This window comes from Flavobacterium cupriresistens (genome assembly GCF_020911925.1).
GTDB lineage: Bacteria > Bacteroidota > Bacteroidia > Flavobacteriales > Flavobacteriaceae > Flavobacterium > Flavobacterium cupriresistens.
Map to the genome: position 1 here is coordinate 5,415,614 of NZ_CP087134.1, position 26,409 is coordinate 5,442,022.

At 33.5% G+C, this 26,409-nt stretch carries 19 protein-coding genes; 13 read left to right on the forward strand and 6 right to left on the reverse strand.

Annotation, left to right across the window (positions count from 1 at the left end; all coding sequences use genetic code 11):
- Positions 1-182: 182 nt before the first annotated feature.
- From LNP23_RS21450 to LNP23_RS21460, 3 genes are read right to left on the reverse strand one after another with little or no spacing between them, the layout of a single operon-like run.
- Positions 183-5,852 carry a hypothetical protein gene (locus LNP23_RS21450; RefSeq protein WP_230002822.1) on the reverse strand — a complete coding sequence of 1,890 codons (5,670 nt, stop codon included), beginning with the start codon at positions 5,850-5,852 and terminating at the stop codon, positions 183-185.
- On the reverse strand, positions 5,849-6,454 hold the full coding sequence (locus LNP23_RS21455; protein ID WP_230002823.1) for a hypothetical protein: 606 nt from the start codon (positions 6,452-6,454) through the stop codon (positions 5,849-5,851). The genes LNP23_RS21450 and LNP23_RS21455 overlap by 4 nt, the downstream gene beginning before the upstream one ends.
- The gene (locus tag LNP23_RS21460) at positions 6,438-6,947 is read right to left on the reverse strand and encodes an OmpH/Skp family outer membrane protein (protein ID WP_230002824.1); all 510 of its coding nucleotides are present in this window, start codon (positions 6,945-6,947) and stop codon (positions 6,438-6,440) included. Before LNP23_RS21460 ends, LNP23_RS21455 begins: the two co-directional genes overlap by 17 nt.
- A 561-nt stretch (positions 6,948-7,508) precedes the next feature.
- On the opposite strand from LNP23_RS21460, the gene LNP23_RS21465 reads away from it, so the two are divergent.
- The 13 genes from LNP23_RS21465 (at position 7,509) to LNP23_RS21525 (ending at position 18,927) form a co-directional block, all read left to right on the forward strand.
- Positions 7,509-8,339, forward strand: a complete 831-nt coding sequence (locus tag LNP23_RS21465) for a toxin-antitoxin system YwqK family antitoxin (protein WP_047778725.1) — start codon at positions 7,509-7,511, stop codon at positions 8,337-8,339.
- The gene (locus tag LNP23_RS21470; RefSeq protein WP_047778724.1) at positions 8,339-9,550 is read left to right on the forward strand and encodes a hypothetical protein; all 1,212 of its coding nucleotides are present in this window, start codon (positions 8,339-8,341) and stop codon (positions 9,548-9,550) included. Before LNP23_RS21465 ends, LNP23_RS21470 begins: the two co-directional genes overlap by 1 nt.
- Entirely contained in the window at positions 9,525-9,866 is a 342-nt protein-coding gene (locus tag LNP23_RS21475; RefSeq protein WP_047778723.1) for a hypothetical protein, read from the forward strand. The genes LNP23_RS21470 and LNP23_RS21475 overlap by 26 nt, the downstream gene beginning before the upstream one ends.
- Positions 9,850-10,347, forward strand: coding sequence for a PulJ/GspJ family protein (locus tag LNP23_RS21480; RefSeq protein ID WP_047778722.1), 498 nt, complete (start codon positions 9,850-9,852; stop codon positions 10,345-10,347). The genes LNP23_RS21475 and LNP23_RS21480 overlap by 17 nt, the downstream gene beginning before the upstream one ends.
- The gene (locus LNP23_RS21485; protein ID WP_230002825.1) at positions 10,347-11,468 is read left to right on the forward strand and encodes a type II secretion system F family protein; all 1,122 of its coding nucleotides are present in this window, start codon (positions 10,347-10,349) and stop codon (positions 11,466-11,468) included. Before LNP23_RS21480 ends, LNP23_RS21485 begins: the two co-directional genes overlap by 1 nt.
- 73 nt (positions 11,469-11,541) lie before the next feature.
- A complete protein-coding gene (locus LNP23_RS21490) occupies positions 11,542-11,976 on the forward strand; it encodes a type IV pilin protein (protein WP_047778720.1) in 435 nt (144 codons plus the stop codon).
- A gap of 1 nt (position 11,977) precedes the next feature.
- Positions 11,978-12,460: a prepilin peptidase gene (locus tag LNP23_RS21495; protein WP_047778719.1), complete on the forward strand. Its 483-nt coding sequence runs from the start codon at positions 11,978-11,980 to the stop codon at positions 12,458-12,460.
- Positions 12,460-13,866, forward strand: a complete 1,407-nt coding sequence (locus LNP23_RS21500; RefSeq protein ID WP_230002826.1) for a GspE/PulE family protein — start codon at positions 12,460-12,462, stop codon at positions 13,864-13,866. The genes LNP23_RS21495 and LNP23_RS21500 overlap by 1 nt, the downstream gene beginning before the upstream one ends.
- A 4-nt stretch (positions 13,867-13,870) precedes the next feature.
- Positions 13,871-15,775, forward strand: coding sequence for a type II secretion system protein GspD (locus LNP23_RS21505; protein ID WP_230002827.1), 1,905 nt, complete (start codon positions 13,871-13,873; stop codon positions 15,773-15,775).
- Entirely contained in the window at positions 15,775-16,962 is a 1,188-nt protein-coding gene (locus LNP23_RS21510; RefSeq protein ID WP_230002828.1) for a hypothetical protein, read from the forward strand. Before LNP23_RS21505 ends, LNP23_RS21510 begins: the two co-directional genes overlap by 1 nt.
- The gene (locus LNP23_RS21515; RefSeq protein WP_230002829.1) at positions 16,955-17,479 is read left to right on the forward strand and encodes a hypothetical protein; all 525 of its coding nucleotides are present in this window, start codon (positions 16,955-16,957) and stop codon (positions 17,477-17,479) included. The genes LNP23_RS21510 and LNP23_RS21515 overlap by 8 nt, the downstream gene beginning before the upstream one ends.
- Positions 17,463-18,416 (forward strand): hypothetical protein, encoded by a 954-nt coding sequence (locus LNP23_RS21520; RefSeq protein WP_047778714.1) that lies wholly within the window; start codon positions 17,463-17,465, stop codon positions 18,414-18,416. Before LNP23_RS21515 ends, LNP23_RS21520 begins: the two co-directional genes overlap by 17 nt.
- Position 18,417: 1 nt before the next feature.
- Positions 18,418-18,927 carry a hypothetical protein gene (locus LNP23_RS21525; RefSeq protein ID WP_230002830.1) on the forward strand — a complete coding sequence of 170 codons (510 nt, stop codon included), beginning with the start codon at positions 18,418-18,420 and terminating at the stop codon, positions 18,925-18,927.
- Positions 18,928-19,133: 206 nt separating this feature from the next.
- Here the strand turns inward: LNP23_RS21525 and LNP23_RS21530 are convergent, their stop codons facing one another.
- The 3 genes from LNP23_RS21530 to LNP23_RS21540 form a co-directional block, all read right to left on the reverse strand.
- Positions 19,134-21,224, reverse strand: a complete 2,091-nt coding sequence (locus LNP23_RS21530) for a M56 family metallopeptidase (RefSeq protein ID WP_230002831.1) — start codon at positions 21,222-21,224, stop codon at positions 19,134-19,136.
- On the reverse strand, positions 21,221-21,583 hold the full coding sequence (locus tag LNP23_RS21535; protein WP_047778711.1) for a BlaI/MecI/CopY family transcriptional regulator: 363 nt from the start codon (positions 21,581-21,583) through the stop codon (positions 21,221-21,223). Before LNP23_RS21535 ends, LNP23_RS21530 begins: the two co-directional genes overlap by 4 nt.
- A 321-nt stretch (positions 21,584-21,904) precedes the next feature.
- Positions 21,905-26,152, reverse strand: coding sequence for a hypothetical protein (locus LNP23_RS21540; protein WP_230002832.1), 4,248 nt, complete (start codon positions 26,150-26,152; stop codon positions 21,905-21,907).
- Positions 26,153-26,409 lie beyond the last annotated feature (257 nt).

The window sequence follows — 26,409 nt, forward strand, 5'->3', positions numbered from 1 at the left end:
AATCTCATTAATTTTTAACGCCGGTGTTTCGATTTTCTGTTTACCACCTTATTTCTTTTTTAAGAGGCTTTGTTTTTTCAAATTAAAAACAGTGTTTTTAATTGCTATCTTATAAGAGCGGGTACGATAACTGCAAAAACAACCTTGTCCAATTTAATTTGAATCTTACTTTGCCTATTACTTTACCTTGTTCCCGACGGCAGACATGGTATAACTTGTTTCTTTACTAATGCTTTACGGCTTGGGGCTACTCTCAGACTTTTTCTTCCCGTGTGCGACTGGGCAGTAGTAACGCTTATATCATTTTGTTTTAGTTGTGCTTTATAGTCAAAATGAGAAGCTCGTGCACATTCAGGACTACTGTCGTAGTCTTCGAAACCATCAGAAGCTAATTCGCTGTATGCCGTATTAGAAGCTACAGCAACCGGAAGCCTGTTATTGTAACCGTACAGCGCAGAGGAATAACGACTTAGTGCGTCTTTATTCTCTACTTCCTGCCCGTAGGGATTATACTGTGTGACTTCTGAAGCATAGGTCCATTTTTCTAAATTATGACTCGAAATCCCCCATTTGCCTTGATTCATAACATATAACGGATAAAAATCTGCAAAAAAACCAGTTTTACGAGGTGTTGGATCTTTGGTATAATTTCTTCCCGTTAGGAAAGCATACGATTTATTAGCCCTCCAGTTTCCAAGAACATTAAACACATATGGATTATAAAAATTAGCAGAATCTGCATCATCATCAGAGACAATTGTTTTTTCATACGCAAACTCTAAATCACCTTTTTTATCAAATACCATTTTAGGCAAATTACATTCGCATTGTGACGGCCAAATATCATTATAAGATACTGCAGATGCATTTACAATTCTATAGCTTGCATCGTCTGATTGAAATGGATTCTCTTCAATCTTTGGTTTTATAGAAACAATTTTATTATTGCTGTCATAATTATACAGCGGATTTCTCATGGAAGTGATCCCTGCCATTGTTGCCATTTGCATGTTGCGATAACCGGAGCGGATCACCTTAATTTTTCCTGATTTGTCTACGTTTTGAATTAATTTTCCATCTATATCAAGAATCTTAAAATTTTCATCATTAACTTTAACAATCCACGCCTTTGTCCTTATTCTGTTATCATCGGCATCAAACCCGGTAATAAATACTTCATCTCCATTGATTAAGTAATCACTGGCTCTCGCAGTACCTTCTAATTTATACCCACTATTAAATTTTTCTATTTTTGAGGTAAAATCGACATTTTTAGCTGCCTGACTCATTCCTTTGTAACTCCAATAGGCCGGAAAATTGAAACTGAAATAATTATCAGTATACTCATTAGTAGTCTGTGTCAATAATACTTCTCCAGTATCTGCATCCCATGCCAGGTTTTTTGTTGTAACTTTCGACCCCAGATCACTTGCAACTTTTTCAACAAGTATACCCGAACTATGGATCACTTTTGTCGTTGTTGCCATTCTAATCTGATCTTCGTGTTCAGAATAGCTAAAAACTAAAGTAGGAACAATAATTAAAACGATCGTAAAGGGAAGCTGAGCCACGTTAAAATTGATCCCACCAGTTGTAGATCTGGTGGTACTTTCTCTAAAATCATTTATAACATCATAATCTACCCCTACCAATTTCTTTGCAATGGTTCCTTCAGAATCAATTGTCTCTACGATGTTGTTTAATCTTCCATTTTCTACATTTGCCGGATTCGCTTCCAAATTGTACTTGTACTCCACTTCAGAAATAACTGTTTCTTGTCCTTCTCCAAATACTTGCTGCTTTTTCATTTTTCCATCCATATCATTTGTATGTATAGAAAATCCCTGCGCCAAACCAATATGATTTCTAACTTTCAAATTTAAAATACCAGCCAAAGCTGTCGATGAATCAAAATTAGATGATAAAGTAGTTCTGTCTACAATAGTTGGAAACTCTTTGGAGGTGTAGAACTCTGTTACTACTGATCCCGTCGCATGTTTTTTAACCACCATCATCTGATTATTTATCATTTTCTCTCGTGGTAAATTTGCAACCGTTACACGACTATAGGTCACTTTTGGACTTGGAAAAAAGGACTCACCCAAAGGCTCTTCAACATAATTATCACTTTCCGGTCCTAATAAAAGATCTCTTTTATTTCTATCGTATAATGGTTTGACAAATGGATTCTCTTTAGATCCCAGAGGCTCATAAGTGGCAACACCGGAAGAATTTCCGTTTTTATCAGTATAAGTATAGACCTGTCCATAAGACTGGTGATAAAGCGGATCATTACTATTCCCCGTCATTACATTCCACTGGTCATGAAGTTCTATATTCTTAACTCTGCTACCTCCTCCAATTTTATGTGAATTAGTATTCATTAAACGAATCCATGATTTTCCTGCTATAAATTTGCTGGCAATTTTTGTGTCTTTCAATTTCTCATTTGGACCTGAAAATATATCTAAAAATCCTGACATACTAAAAATTAGCTCCATCACTATTCCTTTCAGATCATTAGTGTCTTCTTCATTATTAATATTGTAAACAAGTCTATTTAAATTTTGCCTTCCAAAATTCCATCCGGCTTTTTGTATCGGATTTGTATCCCTGTCACTTTCTTTACTAAATCCATCACCTTGTCCGACAAACAACATTGGAATTGAAGCGTACTTTTTTCCGTTTGTTGTAAAAAAACCGCAATCCATGTCCGTATTTGTCCTTAAATATCCCGTTACGTAATCGTACTTATCTGTATTTCCTCCCAGTATAGGATCCGGATTAACCATGTTGAGTAAAAACCTGAAATAAAGCGGATTCTCTTTTGTACCAATAGACTTGAGATAAGTATCTCTAAAAGTCCTATTGTCCATGTCTTTATCAATTTCAACATAGATATATTCGCCTAAAAATCTTTCTTTTATAGTATTATCAAGGTCATTCAAGTTGACAGGAATTTGTGTGCCGCTACCTACCACTTTAAACATTTCCATCGCTTGTTTGTCCTGTACACAAGCATAATCATCTGATTCAAAATTAACTTCAATCTGGCCACCAGATGGCAGGCGTATTGACTTTAATAACCAAGCAGCTGCATACTGATCTGCTTTTGCACGATCTCCTTGATCAATATAAGGATACTCTGCGTTTGATAAATCACCAACTGTGCTACCATTCAGATCTGGGCTTGATGGTCTGTAATTTCCCCAAACATCATAGCCCTTCATGTCATAAGAAGGATTGTTAATTGAATCTTTTTCAATCTTATAGTCTGTGTTTACACTACCATCTTTGTTCTCTGTCAAGGCTTTCGGAGCATATTTAAAAACATAAGGGGTAAACTTTCCCATCTTCGAATTTTTGTACGTAAAATATACTTTTGTAAGAGTTAATTTTCCTTTCTGTCCCGTTAGTAAAGGATTCTTTTCATCCTTATCTTTATTATTATCAACCCCTTGACATAAAGTGTAATTGTACTCAAAATGAGCCTCTTTTATGGGAGTTGGCTTTTCTCCTTTAGCAATTTTACTATCGTACTCCGGTTTAGAATACAAAGAGATTTTGTCCAGTTTATACATTTTCGAATCTTTACCCAGCGATCCATTTTCGTCCACTACTCCATATCCGTCATTTCTTTCAGAAAGATGAAAAAGGGCTATATGTGTTTTTGTTGTAATCTTTTTTACATATAATAATTCTTTTTCTCCATATATATAATTCCCTTTATTGTCTTTTCTACTGGATCTGAGACCTTCATCATGGTTGGCCATATTTTTTTTAAACGGAATTCTCCATTTATAGGTATGTGCTCTGTCAGCATTTTTATTCTCATATTCAAACTTGGTATAAGTTCCTAAATCATCATCCGTAAGCCCATCATCTTTAATATCCTGGTAATCTGATGATAAAACAGAAGTTAACAAATACGAATGTGCATAAGATGGTGTAGTAACACGATTAAAATATTGATCCCCTTCACGTCTATTCCCAACAGAATTATCTCCTTCTCTATATTTTACTAATCCGTTTTTGTAATCGACACTATCTTTTCCAACATCAAATGTGACCTCTTTTTTAACCACATTATAAACAGCTCTGCCATAAACATATCGCTCTCCGCCGTCTTTTGTTATTTTTATTTCTGAAGTATGGTGATCCTGTTTCCCTTTAAGTGAATAAGGGCTCAGCAGATCAGAACCATAACTTCTGGCTTCCGTACGATTTAACTTTTGTATTGCCTGATTCCTGGATAAACGTTTCTTACGCAACAATGAACCCGTTCCTTCAATCGGATTTTTATTGCCGTCTGCATGCTCTTTGCCATAATAATTCTGACTGGTTCTTTTCGAAAATTTACCTCCTTCGATATTTAACGTTATAGGGCTATATCCTCCTAATTTTTCTGTTAAAATATTCAATTCCTGATCGACATGATTCCCTCCTATATTTTTAAAAAACACTTTCTCATAGTCCAGTCTGTTATTGTTCCTTTTTTCTTTAAATCGATTTAAAGCCGGATTAGAGTTTTCCCATACCGCCGAACGACTGTCTCCTAAAGTTACAGTGGCATCGAATCCATAGTGTGTACCACCACCAATACCAAACTCAGCACCTATTGATCCTCCAGAACTGTTATCTGTAATTTCATTATCGTACACATAACCCACCTGAGATTTGTATGGTCGGTACATACCCGAAATTCCTTGCCCTTGAATACTATACAAATCATAGGTGTTGTTTGTAACAGGTAATGAGCGTGTATTTTTATTAAACGTCCGGTCTTTCTCTCTGTTAAAATCCAAAACATCAGATTTACCCGCATTATAGGTGTTTTCAAAACCGAATGCTCTTTCAATATTATATTTCTCGGACTCTTTAATTCCCTGGCTGGTTCTGTAGCCGGAGAATTTCATCCCTCCTTCAATCCCCCAAAATTCTCCTTCTAAATTTACGCTAAACATATGATTAGTAGATGACATTCCTACTCTTTTGGTCGGAGTAAATGTGGCATCTATAAAAGAAACAGAACCAGAGTTGGATCTTGATTCATCAGAATTTATGTCTATGTCATTATTCTTTGCATCAGTCATTGTTTTAGAAAAAGCTCTTCCGGCCGAAACTCCCAATGTCATGTTTTCCAATCCTTTTCTGTTATTGTAGCTTATTCCTAAACTGGCTCCCATATTATTGTTAGCATCATCTTTCCCTTTAAATTTTTTATTAAAGGAAAGACTGGGCGATACGGAAACACCTTCTGAAGCGGAAGAAGAGATATCCATACCAACTGAAAGATTGTTAGCAACCTGAAAACTTATACCGGAGCTTGAAGTTACTGTAATTCCATCATAATTATTGTACTTTACTGCCATGCCGCCTTTTATTTTTGCTCCGATACTTTTCTTATCTTCCTTCATACCAAAAGCAGTCAAAAAAACATTGGCATTTGAACCAATAGTGACATTAGGTTTCATATTATTTTCATAAATCATCTCATCTCCGTCAAAATCATCCGGTAAACCTCGTAACTGCCTTGTGATCTGCCCTACATCAAGATTCCAGCCAAGTCCCACCCATGAAGCTTCCTGATCCATAGAAACCCCCGAATTATATGCTAAATTTAACGGATAACCACCCACATCCATTATCGGAATATTATAGTTAAAATCACCGCTGGATAAATCCACCATGTCCGATGTTCCTATCGGCGTAAACGATTCAAATTCAGGCTGAGAAGGCCCTCCTGTCAATGCATAAAGCTGCATAGGCTGGAAAGTTTCCAACAATATCATCATTGCTAAGTAAATAGCCACCGTTTTTTTAAATTTACTTATTTTTTTTTGCGTAATCATAAGGCTATTTGGGTGTAGGTATCTTTAAATTGAAATTTGAGAGTTCCTTTTCTAAAAAGAAAATCAGTATATACTAATTGTATTTTTTCATTCGGATCTATTCCGGAGAAGAATAGCAGCACTTTTTGATAAGGTGCAATTTTGTAACTTCGTTCGTAGGTAACTCCTGAGCAAGCAATCGTGTCCTTTTTGGAGGTGATAACATAAAAGTCCTTCTCAAGTCCAAATGACATATATTTTACGGCAGCGGTGTAATCCATACCTGTAAATTTTTTATCGAGCAGATCTTTCTCTTCTTCTTGTTGGAAAGTAAATTCTACAACTCTTTCCCGCTTATTTTCTTCATAAATAGAATCTACGGTCTTTAGGTCTTCATTCCCCAAATCTTTTAATAAGTAATATTGAACAGGAACTTCTGTGGCGATAAAACCAACATCTTCTACCTTTTGTGTATAAACGCGAGATTTCCAACCTATTTTCTCGAGGTTGAAATAGCGGTCTCTAATCTCTGAATTATCTGAGGTTGTTGTTTCTTTATCTTTTTTGCAAGAAGACAAAATAATAAACGCGAGGACAAAAACAATTTTAGTTAAGTCCTTCATATTTTTTATTTAAGTAGATAAGTAAATCATCTGTTACATCAATCTCGTCATCTGCAAACAAAACATTAGACTGACTGTTGGAACCAATAATCAGCTTGTAATCTTTGTCTTTGGAGAATTCTGAGGAATAACTTTTGATTCTTTTCCAAATTTTTGAAGATTCTTCTGAAATAAAAGCTTGCTCAAATTGGTGAAATTCTTCTTTGCCTCTTACAAACTCCTGCATTAATTGCGCTTTTACAGCTTCAGAAGTTTCAGGGTTTTGCAAAGTGGCGTATAAATTATCTAAAACTGCTTTTCTTGAATTAAACTCTTTCTCTCCTACCTTCTTCATTTCTTTGGTCATCACAAAACCATCAAATAGTTTAACAGAGTCAACATAAACAATCTCTTTATTCGATTTAATAAAATAAAACGAAAGCAATAAAACAATTAGCAAACTTACTGCCAACACTTTAGCAATAAATTTAGCCGTAAATTCGTATTTAAACATAAATAATCCCATTTTCTTAGGAGCGGCAAAAGTATTGTTTTTTAAGAATTTACCACCAAAAAAGGCTGAAATTTATTTAAAACAACAGAAAATAACATAAAAAAAAGTTAAATTATAAATTATCAGCAAAATATACCACACTAAAAATCAAATATTTAAACAGTAAAGTATCCAAAATTTTTAACACGAAAAAAAATAAAAATTTAACCCGTAACTCTTCTAATTACTGTTCTTTTTTTAATGCAGTAAGATTTCTTTAAAATGAAAAAATCCTCACTAATTAATCCGAATTTGACTCATTGTTGGTTTTAACCAATGGTCTTTGTACTCTTTAAAAATTGCAAAATTTCCACTATTATTTCTAAGTTAACAAGTATCATAATGAAATTAATAATACCCTTTATCAAAAATACGTTTTACAAAAACCTAAAACACACCTAATCAACAAGTAAGACTTTAAAACATTATTTACAAAAAAATTAGTCCTAACAAACTGACGTTTCATTGATAATGAAAAGAAAAAAAAGTAACTTGCGCACCTTTTAAAATCATAATAACCCCTTGAAAACACACAAAATACCGCATTATATTCTACTACTTTTTGCTTTTACACTGCTATCTTTTGCTGATCCTTACCTGATAAAAAGGATCACTGATAAAGAATACAGATACGAATTTTACACTTCAGACAAAAAGATAACTCCCAAAGAAAACAAAACTTACTATTGGTTTAAAGGCGGATTAATACATGAAGCCCAAGGTGGTATTGCTGGCGATTTATTAGATGATAAATTTGTTAAAATGTATCATAACAATCAATTGGCGGAACAAGGTCAATTTAAAAACGGACTTCGTATCGGTTTATGGAAAACCTGGCATCAGAATGGTATTTTAGCTACTACCCTAACCTACAGCAATGGATTCAGATCCGGGAAATATTTCAGATACGATGAAAGCGGCAATCTAGTTGAAAATGGTAAATACAGCTCGAATCTCAAAACAGGAAAATGGAGTAACATCGAAAGTAAAGAGACAGTAACGTACCGAAAAGGTTTGGTGGTAAAAGAAAAAGAAACTTTTACAAGATCAGAAAAATATCGTATTCAGCAGGACAATGTCCGATTAGAAGAAGCCAAAAAGAAACAAAAAGAAGCAGAAGAAACTTCTGATGCTGCTAAACTTGACGGTTATAAAGCTAAAAATAAAGAAGAAAAGGCAAAGAAAAAAGAAGAGGCTAGAAAAGAAGCCGAATCAAAAGCTGCTTCAAAAAAAACGGCGAAAAAAAATCAAAAAGACGCCAAGCTAAAAGCTAAAAATGAACCAAAAAAAGAGTCAAAATTAAAGAATTTCTTTAAAAATCTTTTTAAAAAGAAGGATAAAGCTCCAGAATAATGATTAGAGCTCACAGTTTGTTGTATGCCATTTATGTCTGCTTGATTGTATCAATTATATGTGGTGCACTACTGTATTTTTCAAATTTGTACAATCAACTCAATCTTTATTACAACTTACAGGAAGAACTTTACATTCAAAATCAATCTGTTTTAAACTTTGCCTTAGGGAATAAAACTGTCGTTACAATAATCGAAAAAGACGAGGACTCAGAGATTGAAGGCAGCTATGAAACTAAACAATACGGATTACTCTCTTTGGTTATAGCCAATTCATATCTTGCTAACGATACTGTATCGTCAGTACATTTTGTTGGGGCACGACATACCGATAAAACTGCGATTTACTTAACCAATTTATCCAAATCTCTCTCTTATTCCGGAAAAGTAAACCTCATCGGAAACAATCAATTGCCTCGTACTTTTATTGAAACTTCTTATATCGACAACAGTTTAAATCAACTCACTGTACAAGGGGAAAATACACTCTCAGATATAAAATTACCGGAACTAAATCCGAATTTTAAAACGTTGTTTTCAAATATAAAATCCGAACAAGTACAACTTTCCGATCTAGAGAAAATCAAGGACTCTTTATATTATAATTCATTTAATAAGGTTACTCAAGAAATTCAAGTAAAATCAATTTTGGCTAATGTTATTTTCAAAGGCAACTTTATTTTACGATCTGAAGATTCTATACGGGTAAAGAAAAACGCAGTGTTGGAAGATGTTATTTTGATGGCTCCAAAAATAACATTTGAAGAGGGTTTTAAAGGAACTGTTCAAGCTTTTGCGACTCATGGAATTGAACTCGAAAAAAAAGTAACTTTAAACTATCCATCGGTCGTTTGTGTTTACAATGTGAATAAAGAGGAAGCTAAAATAAAAATAAAAAAAGAATGTAAAATAACGGGAGCAATTGTCCTGTTTGGTACTACGCCCGAAGAGATTGATAAAAACAGCATCGAAATAGAGAAAGATGGCTTATTGTTTGGCGATTTGTACTGCACCGGAAAACTAATGTTGGAAAGCAATGTTTACGGTTCGGTTTATACCAATCGCTTTTTTATGAAAACCGGATCGTCCAGCTATGAAAACCTCATCAGTAATATCGAAATTAATACCACAAAACGACCTGATTATTTTATTTCTATCCCTTTGTTCAATACTCAAAAAACGACCTATGGTGTTATCAAAAAAGTGTTGTAAAGTACCCGCCAATTCTATACTGGAATCGGTTATTGCGCTGACAATAATTTCAATCTGCCTCTATTTTGCAATCCTGATTTTTGCCTCTGTCTATACGCCAAAAACAACTGCTAAATTTTATAACACCCAGAATAAAGTTAATGAACTTTTCTATTTGTCTGAATTAAAAAGTGATTCTGTTTTAAACAACAACGAAAACCAAAATCTGCTTATAGAAGAAGAAACTATTACCAATGATCTTAAAAAAATTTCAATAATATATAAAGACAGTACCCAATCTAAATTTGAAAAAAAATTCTATGTCCAAAAACCGTAAAAACCTGCAATCCTTACCTGCTTTTTCAATTATTGAAGCAGTCGTTGGTATGGCTATTACGGCTATTATCATGGGAATATTGTTTGTTATTTTTTCGATTATTACGGGAAGAATGCTGGATTTTAAAAATCAAAATCAATTAATAAACGACTTAAACCGATTAACCTATAGCTTAAACAAAGATATTTTTGAGAAAGAGAAAATGATCGTTGTCGAAAATGAAATTTACTTAAACGGATATACAGGAGAACGTGTTTCCTATCAATTCTCGGAAGATTATATTCTAAGAAACAGTGAAACTTTCATTGATACTTTCAGAGTCAAATTTAATCGCATACTACTGGACACTGTAAGAAGTAAATCAGAGCAATTTGTTTTCCAAAAAGTGAAATTAAATATCAAAGCAAATGAAAAGGAAATGGATTTAAGTTTTTACAAAAGAGTATATCCAAACGAACTATTACAAACGATTAAAAAATAATGAGTTTCGATTTAACGACCTATAAAACACCAAAAGCCAAGACAAAAGATCTCAAGATTCAAACTGGTTCTTTTCAGTTTTCTAAAAAACTTTCCGACAAAAAAAAGGAAATTTTCTATAGAGAGCTAGGCATGCTTTTACGTTCGGGAGTAGATTTTAAAAAAGCACTCGAAATTTTAAGCAATCAATCGAGCAATACATTTGAAAAGGAATTAATTCTTCGAATCAAAGAAAAAGTCGTCGAAGGAAGAAGCATTTACGAATCAATGCGGGAGAGCAATCAATTTTCTGCTTACGAGTATTATAGCATTCAAATTGGAGAAGAAACCAGAAAACTGGAGGAAGTTTTAGGGGAATTACAAAAGTATTTCAATCGAAAAATTCAGATGAAAAGACAGATCATTTCGGTTATGACCTATCCTACAATTGTTATGCTGGTAACAGTTCTGGTTTTATATTTTATGTTGAATAAAGTAGTTCCGATGTTCAGCTCTGTCTTTAAACAATTTGGAAGCGAATTGCCAAAAAGCACTCAAATTATCTTGAAAATATCCAATCATTCCGGAATGATTTTTTCTATTGTCATTGGAATTATTATTGGATTAATAACGATTCATGTCCTGTTAAAAGAGAAAGATAGCTACAGATCGTTTACCACAAAAATAATTCTTAAAATTCCGTATTTCGGAAATCTGATTCGAAAAATATATATTTCACGTTTTTGCCAGGCCATGAATTTACTGATTACTTCTAAAACAACTCTTATAAATTCATTGACATTAACGGCAAAAATGATCGGTTTTTACCCGATTGAAATTGCCATTCAGCAAATAAAAGAAGATATCACCAGAGGGGCTTCGCTAAATGAAAGTTTAAAGAAACACCCTGTATTTGAAAACAAAATGGTGTCGATGGTTGAAGTCGCAGAACAGGTAAATCAGCTTGAGAGCATGTTTGAGCGCTTAACCGAGCAATACAACGAAGAAATAAGTCATCAGACCAAGATGATCGGCGTTATTCTGGAGCCTATGATTATTATTGTAATTGGTGCCATTGTAGGTGTAATTATGGTTTCTATGTATGCTCCAATGTTTGATTTAAGTAAGATTATAAATAAATAGTTATTTAAGTAAAACTCATTTATGTTTTACTGTAATTGCTTAACAATGTTTAATAAAAATAAAAAATAGATATATGTTGAATAAGATTAAAAAATACCACACGCTAAACAAAAAATTTAGCGTAAAAGCCTACTCGCTAACAGAAATTTTAATTGTGTTGTGTATCATTGGTATATTACTACTGATGGTGCTACCCAATCAAACCTCAGTAATTGGACAGGCAAAAGCCATTGAGGCACAAGCGATGCTTAATCAGGTTTATGGACTTGAAAAAAGTTACTTTTATAAGCATTCAAAATACTCCGGCAGTTTAGAAGAAATTGGTTTTGAACAGGAGAAAACGGTAGAAGAAGGCGGACAGGCGGTTTACCGAATCGAAATACTGGATGCTACAAACGAATCCTTCTCTGCCAGAGCAACTGCGACTTCTGACTTAGATGGTGACGGTAGTTTTAATACTTGGGAAATTGACAGTAAAAAAATATTAACTGAAGTAACAAAAGAATAAATTGAAAATAGCTTATGCCATTTTATTGCTTTGTTTGATTGTAATTTTTATTCAGGATTTAAAATACAGAAGAATACACATTGCGCTGCCAATCGTAATTTTCATTTTATCCTGCTTTCTGATTTTATCTAAAATTAAAATCTTAAGTACGATACTTATTTCTAATATCAGTTTCTTTTTAATTACGTTAAGCATTTTGACGGCCTATATGAGTTTTAAGGCTAAAAAGTTTTTAAATCCCTTCCAACATTATTTTGGATTGGGTGATTTATTATTTTACGTGGCCATAAGTCCTCTGTTCTTACTTAAAAATTACATATTGTTTTTCATATTGTCTCTTTTATTTGCCATTTTCCTGCAAACTGCATTAAAAAGATTTATGAAAGAAGAAACGGTTCCGTTAGCTGGATTTTCAGCCCTGTTTTTACTGATTGTACTGCTGAAAGACCACTTTATGTTTCTCCAAAAAATCACTTTTTTATAATGACACAAGATATCGTAATTCAATCTGACGTGCAACATATGGTCACTAATGACCTTGCCAATCAATATCGAATATTGCCAAAGTCTTACTTTGAAAATACTTTAGAATTGTATGTTGATAACTCGAACAATAATGAAGAGGCACAAGATGAGCTGGAGCTTTTTTTAGGAAAAAATATCGTTTTTCATCCTATACAAGCAGAAGAAATAGAAAAGGCATTGTCAATTTATTACAGAAAAGAGCGAGCATTAAACTCTAATAAATCTTTAAATGTTGACAAAGGCGATTTTCTCGAAAATCTATTACTTGAAGCTAAATCTTTAAAATGCAGTGATATTCATTTTGAAGTTTATGAAGATTCCTCCCGTATTCGTTTTAGGATCGACGGACAACTAATTGAACGTTACAAAATAGAACGTGATAATTACCTCGAATTAGTCAATAAGGTTAAAATAAAAGCCAAATTAAATATTACCGAAAAAAGACTGCCCCAGGACGGAAGAATTACCAATGAATCCTTTGATATCAGGGTCTCTATTTTACCCACTTTATTTGGAGAAAAAATAGTGATGCGTCTTTTAGGTCAGGATGCCTCAAATATAGATTTGAGTACTTTGGGTTTACAAAAAGAAGAATTAGAAAATTACCTCGAAGCTGTAAAAAAACCAAACGGAATCATCTTAATAAGCGGCCCAACAGGATCGGGAAAAACCACGACCCTTTATGCTACCTTAAGATTATTAAACGATAGCCGAAGAAATATTGTTACAGTAGAAGATCCGATTGAATATACTTTGAAAGGAATTAATCAGGTACAATTAAAAGAAGATATTGGCCTGACCTTTTCTGCCGCTTTAAAATCGTTTTTACGTCAGGATCCTGATGTTATTATGCTGGGAGAAATTCGAGATTCGGAAACGGCACTAATGGCAATTCGGGCTTCATTGACCGGTCACTTGGTTTTATCAACGATACACACCAACTCTGCAATAGGAACAATCTCCAGATTAATAGATATGGGGGTTCCGTCTTATTTAATTGCCGAAACTTTAAACCTTTCAGTGGCTCAGAGATTGGTTCGAAAACTTTGCGATCATTGCAAAAAAGAAACAAACTGCAATAGTAAAGACTTTCCCTTAAACTTTAAATTTCCTTATGACATTACTACGTATTATAAGCCTGTGGGTTGTAATACGTGTTTTCATACCGGATATAAAGGCAGGACGGCAATTTATGAAATTCTAACTATCGATCCGGTAATTACAGAAGCGATTAAAAATAACACAATCACAAAATTATACCACAACAATAAAGATTACAAATCTCTTCCTGAGAAAGCTTTTGACCTCTTAGCCACAGGGGAAACTTCTCTGGAAGAAATATATTCAATTTTAATAAACATATAAATAAATGCTTAAACAGGTTGCATACGTACTAGCTGCGTTATTTTTTACCACTATTATTTCAGCGCAGCAGGATATTGTTGAACTAAGTAAAAAATTTGACGAATTATCGATACAAAAAAAAGGACTGAATGAAACCATTAAAATTGATGTTTCAGGACTCGCTTTACATGATTTTATTGCTTCAATTGCCGAAGAACATCAATTAAATATTGATGTCGATACAGAACTAAATCAACCGGTAGCCAATAACTTTTTTGATGTAACAGTAAAAGATGTGTTGATACATCTTGTGCAGAAATATGATTTGGAAGTTAGCTTCACCAATAACATTATCATTTTCAAAAAAAGGAAAATTATTGCCGTCGTTGAGAAAAAACGTCCCAAATTTATTGATGTAAGTTACAATCCGGAAAATGATTTTTTATCCATAAAAATAGAAAACGATACTTTATCTGCGGTTGCAAAAGCAATTACTGACAAATCGGGGAAAAATCTAATTCTGGCACAGGATATAAAAAATATCCGAATCTCTTCTTATATTTTAAATCGTCCTTTTGATCAGGTTATCGAAATGATGTCAAAATCAAATGATTTATCTGCGATTAAGGATAATAATGATGTTTATTTTATACAAAAAAACACAGCCGCTACTGCCAGCTTACAAAGCAACAGCCCTAAAGCAAAACAGCCTAAAGCAAACCTTGGAGTTCCTGGTTTTTATGACGTAAACCTCAACAAAAACGGATTTCTACAAGTAAATGCCTTTGTTGCAGATGCAGCAGATTTGTTGACTGAAGCAGCAGAAAAACTGCATATTAATTACTTTTTATACAACAAACCTGAAAACGAAAAAACAACGCTTTCAGCAGATAATATAACTTTCGATCAACTCTTGGAACATATTTTTAAGGGAAAAAAATATACCTATAAAAAACAGGATCATTTTTATATCATTGGTGAAGAAGCAACAGAGGGTTTGAGAATTACAGAACTGATTCAATTAGAAAACAGATCGATCGAATCTGTTATTAATACCCTACCTAAACTCTTTTCTGAAAAATTAGAAATAAAAGAATTTATAGAGCTAAACGGGCTGATTGTCTCAGGATCCAGATCGATCCTTAATGAACTGAAAATCTACATGAAACAAATTGACAAAGTTGTACCAATGGTACAAATAGAAGTCATTATTGTTCAGTACAACAAATCATACGACATACAAACAGGATTAAAAGCAGGTTTAGACAAAATTAATACGCCTAAAACGAGCGGTGTTTTATTTCCAAACTCCGATGTCACGCTAAACGGGTCTTCGGTAAATAGTTTAATAGATGCTTTTAACGGATTTGGTCTTTTTAAATTAGGAAAAGTAACCTCATCGTTTTACCTAAACCTAAAACTCCTCGAAAACAACTCCGTTTTAAAAATAGAATCTACTCCTAAAATTGCTACAATTAGCGGACATGAAGCCAAATTATCAATTGGTGAGACCAGTTATTATTTTGAGCAAAATAACCGATTGATAAATAGTAATATCGGAAACGATATCCTAAACTCGGGAACATGGAAATCTACTGATGCTAATTTGAGTGTTTCTATTAAACCTCATGTCTCTACAGACGAAAATGTAACATTGACCATTGCGGTAGAAAAGAGTTCTTTTTTGGCCAGAGTTGGTGAAGATGCTCCTCCAGGAAAGGCTACACAAAAATTTGAATCTTTAGTACGCGTAAAAAACGGAGAAATGATTTTACTCGGTGGTCTGGATGAATTGAAAAAAGAAAATTCAGGAACAGGAACTCCACTACTGTCAAGGGTTCCCGTTATAAAATGGTTCTTCAGCAGCAGGAAAAAAGCTAAAAATGATTCTAAGCTTCACATTTTTATTAAACCAACAGTTATTTACTAATGTTAGCGACTTTATCTAAATTTATAAAGCTAAATGACATAAATGTCGTTGGTGTAATTAAAAAAGAAGACTGCGAAGTTTACAATCTGCTTTCTATTAAAAAGAAAGCGAATAAGATTACTATTGTTTCCAAACAAACTTTTGAAAACTTTGAAATATTAGCCAAAACAACAGATAAAAAAATACCTCTTATAATTGTAATAGAAGGAAAAGGTGTTTTAAATAAAGAAATTAATTTTGAAAATGAAGCTGATGTAAATTGGCAGAAAAACATTGATTATAATACCATTTATTACACAGACATCAAAGGAGCAAATTCTAATTTTATCAGTTTTTGCAGAAAAAACATTGTAGAAGAAACTCTTTCCAAATTTCAGAAAAAAGGGTTCCAGGTTATAGATGTTTATATTGGTTCTTTTTTGGCAGCTTTATTAAACAATACCTTAAAAAAAGAAATACTGTTTTCAACTGATTTATCTTTAGAATTTGAGAACGATAAATTATTGCGTTTCACCAAGCAAAACGAAACGGTAAAAACGGTAGCCTACAAAATTGGAGAAGATAGTGTTTCTTCTACTTTTTTACCGCTTTATGGCACCATAATTCATTTTTTTGTTCAGCCTGACGGTGTTTCAAAAACGACCAATGAAACATTGAACAGTGAAGAACTTATTTATAAAAAAGCGTTTCATTACTTAGGTGTCATTATGCTTGTTGGTTTCCTTTTTTCATTATTAGTAAGCTACTTTCTAATACAATATTATGGTACCAAAAATGCAGAATTAAATCTCCAGACCGTATATTCGAACCAATCGTATCAACTGATCTTGGATCTGGAAGCTCAAAAAGAAAAAAAACTGAATATCTTAAAAGAATCGGGTGTTTTATCTTCCAAGTTTCTTTCTTATTACGGTTATCAGCTTATAAAATCTGTTCCGTATGATATTTCTTTAAATGAGCTAAACATTATACCGCTAAGCGGAGAATATAAAGAAAATAAAAAAGTTTTTTTTGAGAACAAAACTATCCTGATTAAAGGTGAAACTTTTCAAGAATCCTCTTTTAACAACTGGCTTGAAGACATAAAAAAAATGGATTGGCTACAGCGCTTTGAAATCATCAGCCTAAAAAAAGACAAAAAAAACAAATCAATATTCGAAATAAAAATAACACTGAAAAATGTTTGAGAATTATTCCTATAAACAAAAATTTCACGCTTTGATAGTGCTCTTTTTTATGCTGTCTTTTACCGCATATAAAAGATCTTTTCATACTTTATTTGATGTGATTACAGAATATCGAATACTATCAGAAAAAGCAGACAACATTAATAAAAAAGCAAAAAACACAAATGGTCTCACAAGAGATCTTGCCTATTTAGATAAAATAATTGGAAAAGAAGGCGTATCAAAAGAAATGGTACAACAAGGTATTATAAGTTTTGCTTCCGAAAACTCCCCAGGAATCTCTATAAGTGATCTGAAACCCATACATAATTTTCCTGAAGATGATTATCATATTATTACCAATCAATTAGACGTAACCGGCAACAGTAATCAGCTCTTAAAACTAGCTTATGATTTTGAAAAAAAATTCAATCTTTCCAGAATAGTCAGCACGAGTTTCTATACAACCAAAAATAATAATAAATCCGAAGTTTTACATTTAAAAATGATTTTTCAAAACTATGAAAACAACAAATAAAATTATACTAGTTCTTTTGTCATTCCTAACCTATTCCTGCGAAGATATTCTTGAAGAAGATATTAGCGACGATACGGTTCAAATTCTTTCACCAACAAATAATTCTGAAATTGAGAGTAACGTGGTCAGCTTTAAATGGAATAGTCTGAAGGGTAGCGATAAATATCGTATTCAGGTATATGGATCAGATCAAATATTGATACTTGATTCTTTAACTACAAAAACGGCCATAACTTTACCTTTAGAAGCTGGAGATTATGTCTGGAGGGTAAGAGGAGAGAATTATGCCTATGAGTCTATTTATTCTTTTCCCTCTAATTTTTCGACCACAATTTCTAAAGATTTAAGCAATCAGCAAGTGATCTTGAAAAGTCCTGAAAATGATAAATTTGTTAATTTTATTAATGTGACTTTACATTGGGATGCTCTTAATTATGCCAGCAGTTATAATGTAAAAGTTGTCAATACAGTAACAGGGCGAGAAGTATATTCCAATCCTAACATAACGGATACCTCTATTACACTCAATTTACTAACACTGGAAGATGGAAATTACGAATGGCGATTAAAGGCTAAAAACATTGATTCGGAAACAAAACAATACGCGGCACGAAAATTCAATATCGATACCACTAATCCAAATCAGCCAAAAAATATTTTGCCTGCTGATAATTCAACCCAAACAATCAATTCGAGTATGAACTATACCTGGAGTATTCCAAATGATGTGGGAAGTGCAAAATCGCCAATTTCATATATAGTGGAATTTTCCAATGATGTCGATTTTAATATAATTATGCTAACTCAAAACAGCGATTCGACAACACTTCAACAATCCTTCTCTACTGCAGGGGTTTATTATTGGAGAATAAGAGCAATTGATGGCGCCGGAAATGTTGGTCCAAATAGCACCAAATTTAAGTTTACTGTTAAATAAAATGGTAAAAAAGAAAATAAATATAATTCTAATTATAGCCGTTCTTGCACTTTGGGGAACGGTTGGTTATAGGACGATTAATCGTCAGTTTTCCAGTAATGAGGTTTCTTTGGAGAACGAGAATCAACTCAAGAATATAACCCTCAATCAAATTAACAAAGATACTTTTGAATTAGAAAAAATAAATCGAGATCCGTTCTTAAATAAACAATTTCAAACTACTCCAACTGTTGTCACCAGAAAGGTAATTTCGAATTACATTCCTGTAAAAAAAACAACTGCAGCTGTACTTCCAAAAATAGATAACAGTCTCAAATGGCCCGTGTTGTCTTATCACGGATACATTGTATCTAAAGAAAGAAATGAAGATTTGGTCTTGCTTAAAATTAATTCGAAATTATGTCGGTTAAGACTTAATGTTCCTTCAAATGGGGTATTGGTTAAAAAAAATTACAAGGATTCTATTGAAGTTTATTTCAATTCACAAAGTAGAATTATTAAAAAACAATAAATCTTTGCTTGGGGTTTAACCACAAGGAGTACTATTATAACATGGATTTCTTAAAAGTCTTCTGATTTTTTGATTCAAAACAAAAGCCCAATCCTATTTCGGTTTGGGCTTTATTGCATTTGAGTTGTAGTCTTACACCTCAACTGTTTTTTGTATTTGGTCTAAACTTACAGACCTAAAGTAAGTAACGAAATTTGTGGTCTGATTTATCTGCCAACAATAGCTTTCAGTTCTACATACTTTTCAAGGTTTTTAAAATTATGCCCTTTTTCTTTCATCGATTTGACAAACTGAGGCGAAGCTCCCATCGCTTTTGCAGCAATAACATCATCCAAATTTAAATCACTAAATCCCAAGTCTTTGTATTGTTTGATTAAATCAGCTGTGATATTCTGTGACTTCAAAGCAAATAAATCATCCGGTTTGATGTTTTTATAACCTGTTTTTTCGATATCATTTATATATTTCGCCGTAATATTCATGGATTTTAAAGCAAACAAATCGTCGACTTTGATGTTTTTGTACCCCATTTTTTCAAACTCTTTTACGTATTCCGGAGTAATATTTAAGGATTTTAAGGACATCAGTTCATCATTGGAAAGATCATTGTATCCTAATTGTTTAAAGGAATCAACAAATTCTTTATCGATATCCATTGATTTAAATCCTATAATATCATCCTCGGTTATCTTACCTGAATTTCCTTTATTGGCATCCTGAAAATCGGCAATATATTTCCCGTCAATACCCTGAGATTTTAAGGCAATGAGTTTATCGGCACTAATATCTTTATAGCCTGCTTTGCGGATTTCGTCGATAAAAGCTTTATCAATTCCCATTGACCTAAAAGGAATTAAATCTTCCAAATCAAAATTTACAAGCCCCGATTCTTTGATAGAAGTAACATAGTCTTCGTTTACATCTAAAGCTGCCAACGGAATCAACTGGTCTTTATCGACATTTTTGTAACCGTTTTTCTTCAGCATTTTCACATAAGAACTTTTTAAATTTACGATAAAAAACACCATCAGATCTTCATCATCTGCAACTTCAACTCCTTCTTGAGCCATTTCTTTACTGAAATTTTTATTGGCAACAAATTTATAGGTTCCCATTCCGGTTTGTCCTTCAAATTTTCCTATAAAATTCATGGTTCCTGCTTCACGTGTTATGGTGAACTCGCTTTTTTTATCCATTTCCAATCCTTTCAATTCGCTCAATTGAAAAGTCGTTGACGAACTATTATCGCCGTCGTTTTTGAATTGGATATTTACCGTATTGCCTTTGATAGTGGCAAACCAGTTTCCTTCTGTTTCCATTCCGTTTTGAATGTTTGACTGTGCTTTAGATTCTTTCTCTTTTAGATCGGAATTTAAAGTCTGACTTTGCGCTGCCGGTTGATTAAAAAGGCAGGCAAACAATACCAATAAAGGCACCAGGAAAAAATATTTCCAGGTGGTGTGTACGTTTGATTTTTTTGAATTCATCATAATGATTCGTTTTTTGAGTAATGATTGATTATAGTTGGTTGTAAGACTCAATGGAAACTGTGGCGCTGCTACTTTGAGCAGGCTAAACTGATAACTTTCTTTTTCGACTGTGTTCTGTTCTAACATTTTGTTGTCTGTCAAAAATTCGAGATTGCTCTCCAGTACTTTTCGCCACTGCCAGGCAAATGGATTAAACCATTGAAAAATAAGAACTACCTCAGCCAGTAAAAGATCAATAGTGTGTTTTTGCTGCACATGTATTTTCTCATGCAACAAAATCTGATTGTACGTATCCCACTCGTATTTTTCGGGATTGATAAAAATGGTATTCGCAAACGAACAAGGGGCTTTGTCGTCTTTTATCTCGACAATCCTGAATTTGCCATCCTGAATGACCGATAAGGAATAGGATCGATATAACAGTACAACGGCCTGCATCAAAAAATTAAGCCCAAAGATTAGTACGCCAAACCAATACAAATAAACCAGCCATTGTAACATTACCTCAACATTAAAGTGTTGCTGAGTTTTTTCAACCAAAACTTCCTGAACGGGTGGTGTTTGTTGTGCTACAGTTGTTGTTTTGTCAACAGCAACCTTAGCCGCCAGAATAGTTGTCAGTACAGTATCTTTTCTAAATGAAAATTGATGTGGTACGGGAAGCAACGGCAAAATAAAAGCCACAAGCATACAGCCCAATAAAACAAATCTATTGAGATCAAAGAACGTTTCTTTCTGCAGCAGTACTTTATAGAATACAAAACAGGCAGAGAGAATCAGGGCGGTGTATAAGATATAAGGTATCATACTTTTCCTTTTTTAATGATGCCAACTATTTCATCCAATTCATTCTCGCTGAGCTTTTGCTCCTTGGCAAAAAAAGCAAGCATTCGGGGATACGAATTATCAAAATATTGACTAACGATATCTTTTAAGGCAAATTTCTGATACTCTTCTCTACTGACTACCGGAAAAAAACAATGCATGTTTCCTGTAGTTTCATGATTCAGGAATCCTTTTTCTTCCAGAATCTTGACTATTGTGGCGACACTGTTGTAATGTGGTTTGGGATCGGGCAACAATGGAATTACGTCTCTAATAAAGGCTTTGTTCAAATCCCAATAGACCTGCATGATCTGTTCTTCTCTTTTGGCTAATTTTATCATGGTTAAATCTTTTCACAAATATAACTACTAATTAGTTAGTAGCAAAACTAATTTATTAATATTTAAACTAATTTGTTAGTTATTTATTAGTTACGGGGATTTAACCGCAAGGATCGCAATGGGTTACGCAAGGGGCGGAAGGTTTAGTTATAGCTTTTCGGTTATTTTATAGCCATGAATTAATAAAGGGACTGTCTCGTTAAAACTACGACACAGTCCCTTTGTTAGTAAATGTTTTTATTATTTATAAATCTTTAAAAAAATCTTTTAGTGTAATTTTATTGATATCTAAAATTTTAATCCACATTATGATCCTTTTTTTTATTGTTTTACCTCAACATGTATTGCACCTTCTTTCGAATCATGTACCAGCTTTTTATGCGCTTTAAGTCCTGGAAAAGGATGTATAATTTTAGTCACAGCATCTATCCTAAGTAAACTTTGTATAAAATCTAATTTATTAATTAACCCACGACTAAAAGAAACATCAACAATATTGTTATTTTTAAAAACCTCTTCTGGTACGCAATGCTTTGAAACTAATTCACCCAATTTATAAAGTGCTGTTATTTTTTCAGCCATCAATTTCAGGGTTTCATTTTCAGATTTTCCTTTTTTTACACAATCATTATATAGCTTAACTACTTTTCTACCCGGTTCTGCATATCTAATATGATTGCCAGATGACTCATTATCATACATCGCTTTGGCTTGTTGCATAGGATTTCTAATTGTACTGGTTATGATTATCGATTTATTTAGGGAATCATTGGCCGCATTTTCTAAAACTGTTATCGTCTTATTACTAATTTGGTTAATTCGCTCTTGTGACAAACCACGATCAAACGTAACAATATTACTATGTTTCCTTTTTGCCTCAGCTACTTTTGTACTCTTGTTTATTTTTATCATTTGCTCAAAATCTTCAGCATCATTTGCTATTGACCTGGCTTGATCCTTTCCATTAATAACTTTTCTGGCACTAACATAATCCGTTTTTGACTCATTTACATACTTGCTGATACTAACACCCGTGAAAATACCATTGTTCATTCCCCAAATCATAATTTTGGCAGCAATTTTTGGCTCCATTGCCTTATCAGGATAGTTGACTAAATCTACACCAAACTGGTCTTTCATCTTTACATAGTTATTTTTCCATGTTAATTGCACATAACCTCTACCGGAATATTTTACTCCATCTCCTTCTTTTGTATTCCCTCTTTCAATTGCCGTTTTTCTTCTTTTTTCAGTATTTGCCAAAATCGGATCGTACCTGTGATAGGTTCTTTCTCTTGAAGTTTTATCCTTTATCCAAAAACTTTCTCTTACGGGTTTAAATGTTTTAAATGTTTCCGTGTAAACCGTAGCAAGCATATAAGCTACCTGTTCTTTTAGTGGCACTATTTTTTCTAACATAAAATATTCATTCATGTCAGTCAACAACACTTTAAGATTCGCTTCATTTTCTCCTTTGTATTTTTCCAGAAAATAGGCGATATCAATAGCATTTTTGCTACCTCCTTTCGAGTCATTCTTCATAGAACTTGTAGTCCCCACAACCATATTCACTCCTTTATAAGTTAAATGTTTCGTAGAATAACCTTCAACTCCCACATAATAACTCATTTTTTCTCCATTTTTCGATCCTTCAGGACGTTTTATAGAAAAACTTGTAGCCGCCACACCTGCTGCATTTACTTTTGCTTTATTCGAAAAAACTGCTTTTTCTCCCACTTTATGAGCGGTTAGCACAACCTCATCACCAATCATATTTTGGGTTTTAGCGACTATAGTCAAAATGGTGCCTTTCGCATTAAAAGAAATCTCATCTTCTGCTGTTACCCTATTGCCATCGTATCTGAAATAAGCGTCAATGATTTTTTTCTCAACGCTAACACGCAATGCTACATCTGTTTCTTTATAAGCAGGTTTTTTAAATGGATATAATTTTCCTTGTTGCATTCCTTCCAGTTTAAACCCGATATTGGCCGTTTTTCTGTTTTGGAATCCGATTTGTCTCTTAAAATTAGAATCAAATTTTATTTCTTTAAAAATCTCGCCATTTTCGTTTGTTTTTACATCACAATAATGATTCGTTTTAATCGTATTCAAATAGAAATAGATCCTAACAATCTGATTATTGTAATTAGGAATAGTTGCCTTTATCCAATTGCTTTCTCCCGCAAAACCAGATGTTCCCTTTTTACTACCATTACTGTACGCCCAACTTGCCTCTGTTGCTTGCGGATATTTCACCTCTATTTTACAAGTTGAATTCGATTTACCTCCCTCTTTTGTACTACTGTTACTGTAAGCTTCAATAGTAAACTCTCCTTCTACTTTTGGAATAGTAAAAGCAAAAGATTCTCCTTTAGTTAAATATTGCTTTTTGGCTTGATTATTTTCTACTTGCAATGTCATGCCATTCGGAATGTATACTTTGTTATTTTTATCATAAACCAGCCATTTTACATTTTGTTTTTCCTCGAGAGTAGCCGGAATTTTAAATGTTTTAACTTTAAATTTGGCTTCCTGACTCACTGGTTTTAATAAATAAATAGTATTCTCGCCCCCTTCTTTTGTTATAGTATCAACAAAATTCTTAATCGTTTTAATATTATAATTTTTGCTCAAGGCATACTGGTCTTTACTCCATACTTTAATAGTAAATTCACCCAAATCAGCCATAACAAGTTTAATAGTACCTGTTGAATCCAATTCTTGTTCTTCTGAAATTGTACTTACTTTATTGACATTTGTATACACGACCTGATAATAAAGTTTTAACGGATTTAATGTTTTTACTTTCGTGTCTTTTAAAGCGACTTTAAATAACTGTGCTTCTGCAGAAGGTCTTGTAAGTTTGTTTTTAATAACAGCAGGAGGGGTAATTACAATTTCCTGAGCAATTATTTCTACTTCTACAAAAGCAGATCCTTTTATCGTTTTAGTATTGTTTGCTCCGGGTCTAAATCCGTATGCTTCTATTTTATAAGTTCCTGCTTTGTCAAAATTATAGTGAAACGAAGTTCCTTTGTCTGCAAAAACAATTCCTTTGTCCTTTTTGTTTTTACTGTTAAAAACAATCCAGTTTATGTTTTCTTTCTCATGCAGACTTTCATATATAAAGGTTTCATCAACGAAAAATTCGAGACTTTCTCCTGTAATAAAAGAAATTGCTTCTACATTTTTAATTTTCACACCTCCTTTGTTTACGCCACTTCCTTGAATGTCTTCTATTTTTCTCAGGAATACGTAGACCTCTTCTCTTCCAATTGATGCATATAGTTTGTCGGCACTTAAATTCGGGTATATTTTGGTTTTGGAAGTTATTGTGATGGTATTCGGTAAGGCATCGAGCCCTTCGACTTCTTTTAGCAATAAGAAAAGTTCATCATATTGCTCAAAAAGGTTAGCAACGTTAATACTATCATCGCCTAATTGTTTTTTAATCGTCGTCCAACGCTCTTTACTTCCTTTAGAAATTCTCCCATGCAATATATTAGAGTCAATTGCTTTAATCATTTTTTTGCGGACAATGTCCCAATTAAAGTTTTGAGTTTCTATAACCTTTTGATTGGATTGTTTCAATAAGGCATACATTTCTGTAAATAATGTATGCTCCGGTTTACCATCAAAATCTGCTGCAACGTCTCTTTCCTCAAAAGCTTTAGCAATACCCGTCCAGTACGTTATCGCAACGGTATCCTCTGTTACAGTCGCGATCGCTAATTTCTTTTTAATTGCTGCTTTTATAACTTCTAATGTTGGTTCGCCCGTGTTTATTTGCATTTTTTGCGGTACCGCCACGATTTGTTGTGCTGCCACACTAGCATAAGTTTGAGTCGCCAGACCACCACTTAAATTTGGAATGCTACTTGCAGCTCCTGATCCCGGAGAAGTATTGCCTGTTGATGTGGAAGAACTCTTATTCGTTCCGCCTGTAGTATCAACAGCGCCTCCTCCGGTTGGAGTGGTTAAAGTTTGTTGTGCTGTCTTCGTAGTCGAAGAAGTAGTGCTCAATAAATTTGGTGAAATGGTAGCTCTTTCTGCCGTTACAGTTGGATGTACGCTGGTTTCTGAAGAAATAGTTTGCTTATTATCACTTCCCAAAGTTGTTATAGTGGCATTTGATGAAGTTCCTGAAGAAATACTATTAGCAGTACCCCTTCCTACAGTTGACACAGTATCATTTGATATTGTTTCCGAAGAAGTTGAAGAAATACTATTATTGGTAGTACCTCCAATAGTTGATGCAGTAAAATCTGACTTTGCCTCCTCAGAAACCAAAGGAGTAGTGCTAATCGATGTAAACGAATTTTGGTTCGTTCCGACAGTCGTATCGGTAGCGCCTCCTTCGGTTGAGGCATTGGAATTGTTAAAAATAGCAGCTGCCTCACGGGATTTTTGCTCCTCCCATTCTTGAACGATATCTTTTTGTTGACTCATCTCTTTTGAAACTTTGGCCAACTCTTTTAGAATGTCTTTAGTTAGTTGTTCGGAGCTACCTATAGCAGTACTGTCTTCTATTGAAATATTGAAATTATGAATGGCATTTTTACGCATGGCTAGAATATTTTTCTGAGTGTAAAAGTAGTATCAGAGTTCGTGATTTTAAAATTTCAATCCACTTGTATTCAGTAGTTTCAGCAGAAATAGAACTTACTGAAACTACTGAATACAGTGGTCTTTTTTTAGGTCGTTTTACATTTCTCTACCTTACTTTTACACCCTCAAATAACTGCTAATATGCTTGTCTTATAGGTAGCCGAAATTTCAAAATTTACCAAACCAATCTTATAAAACAGTCCAAGTCTCATTAG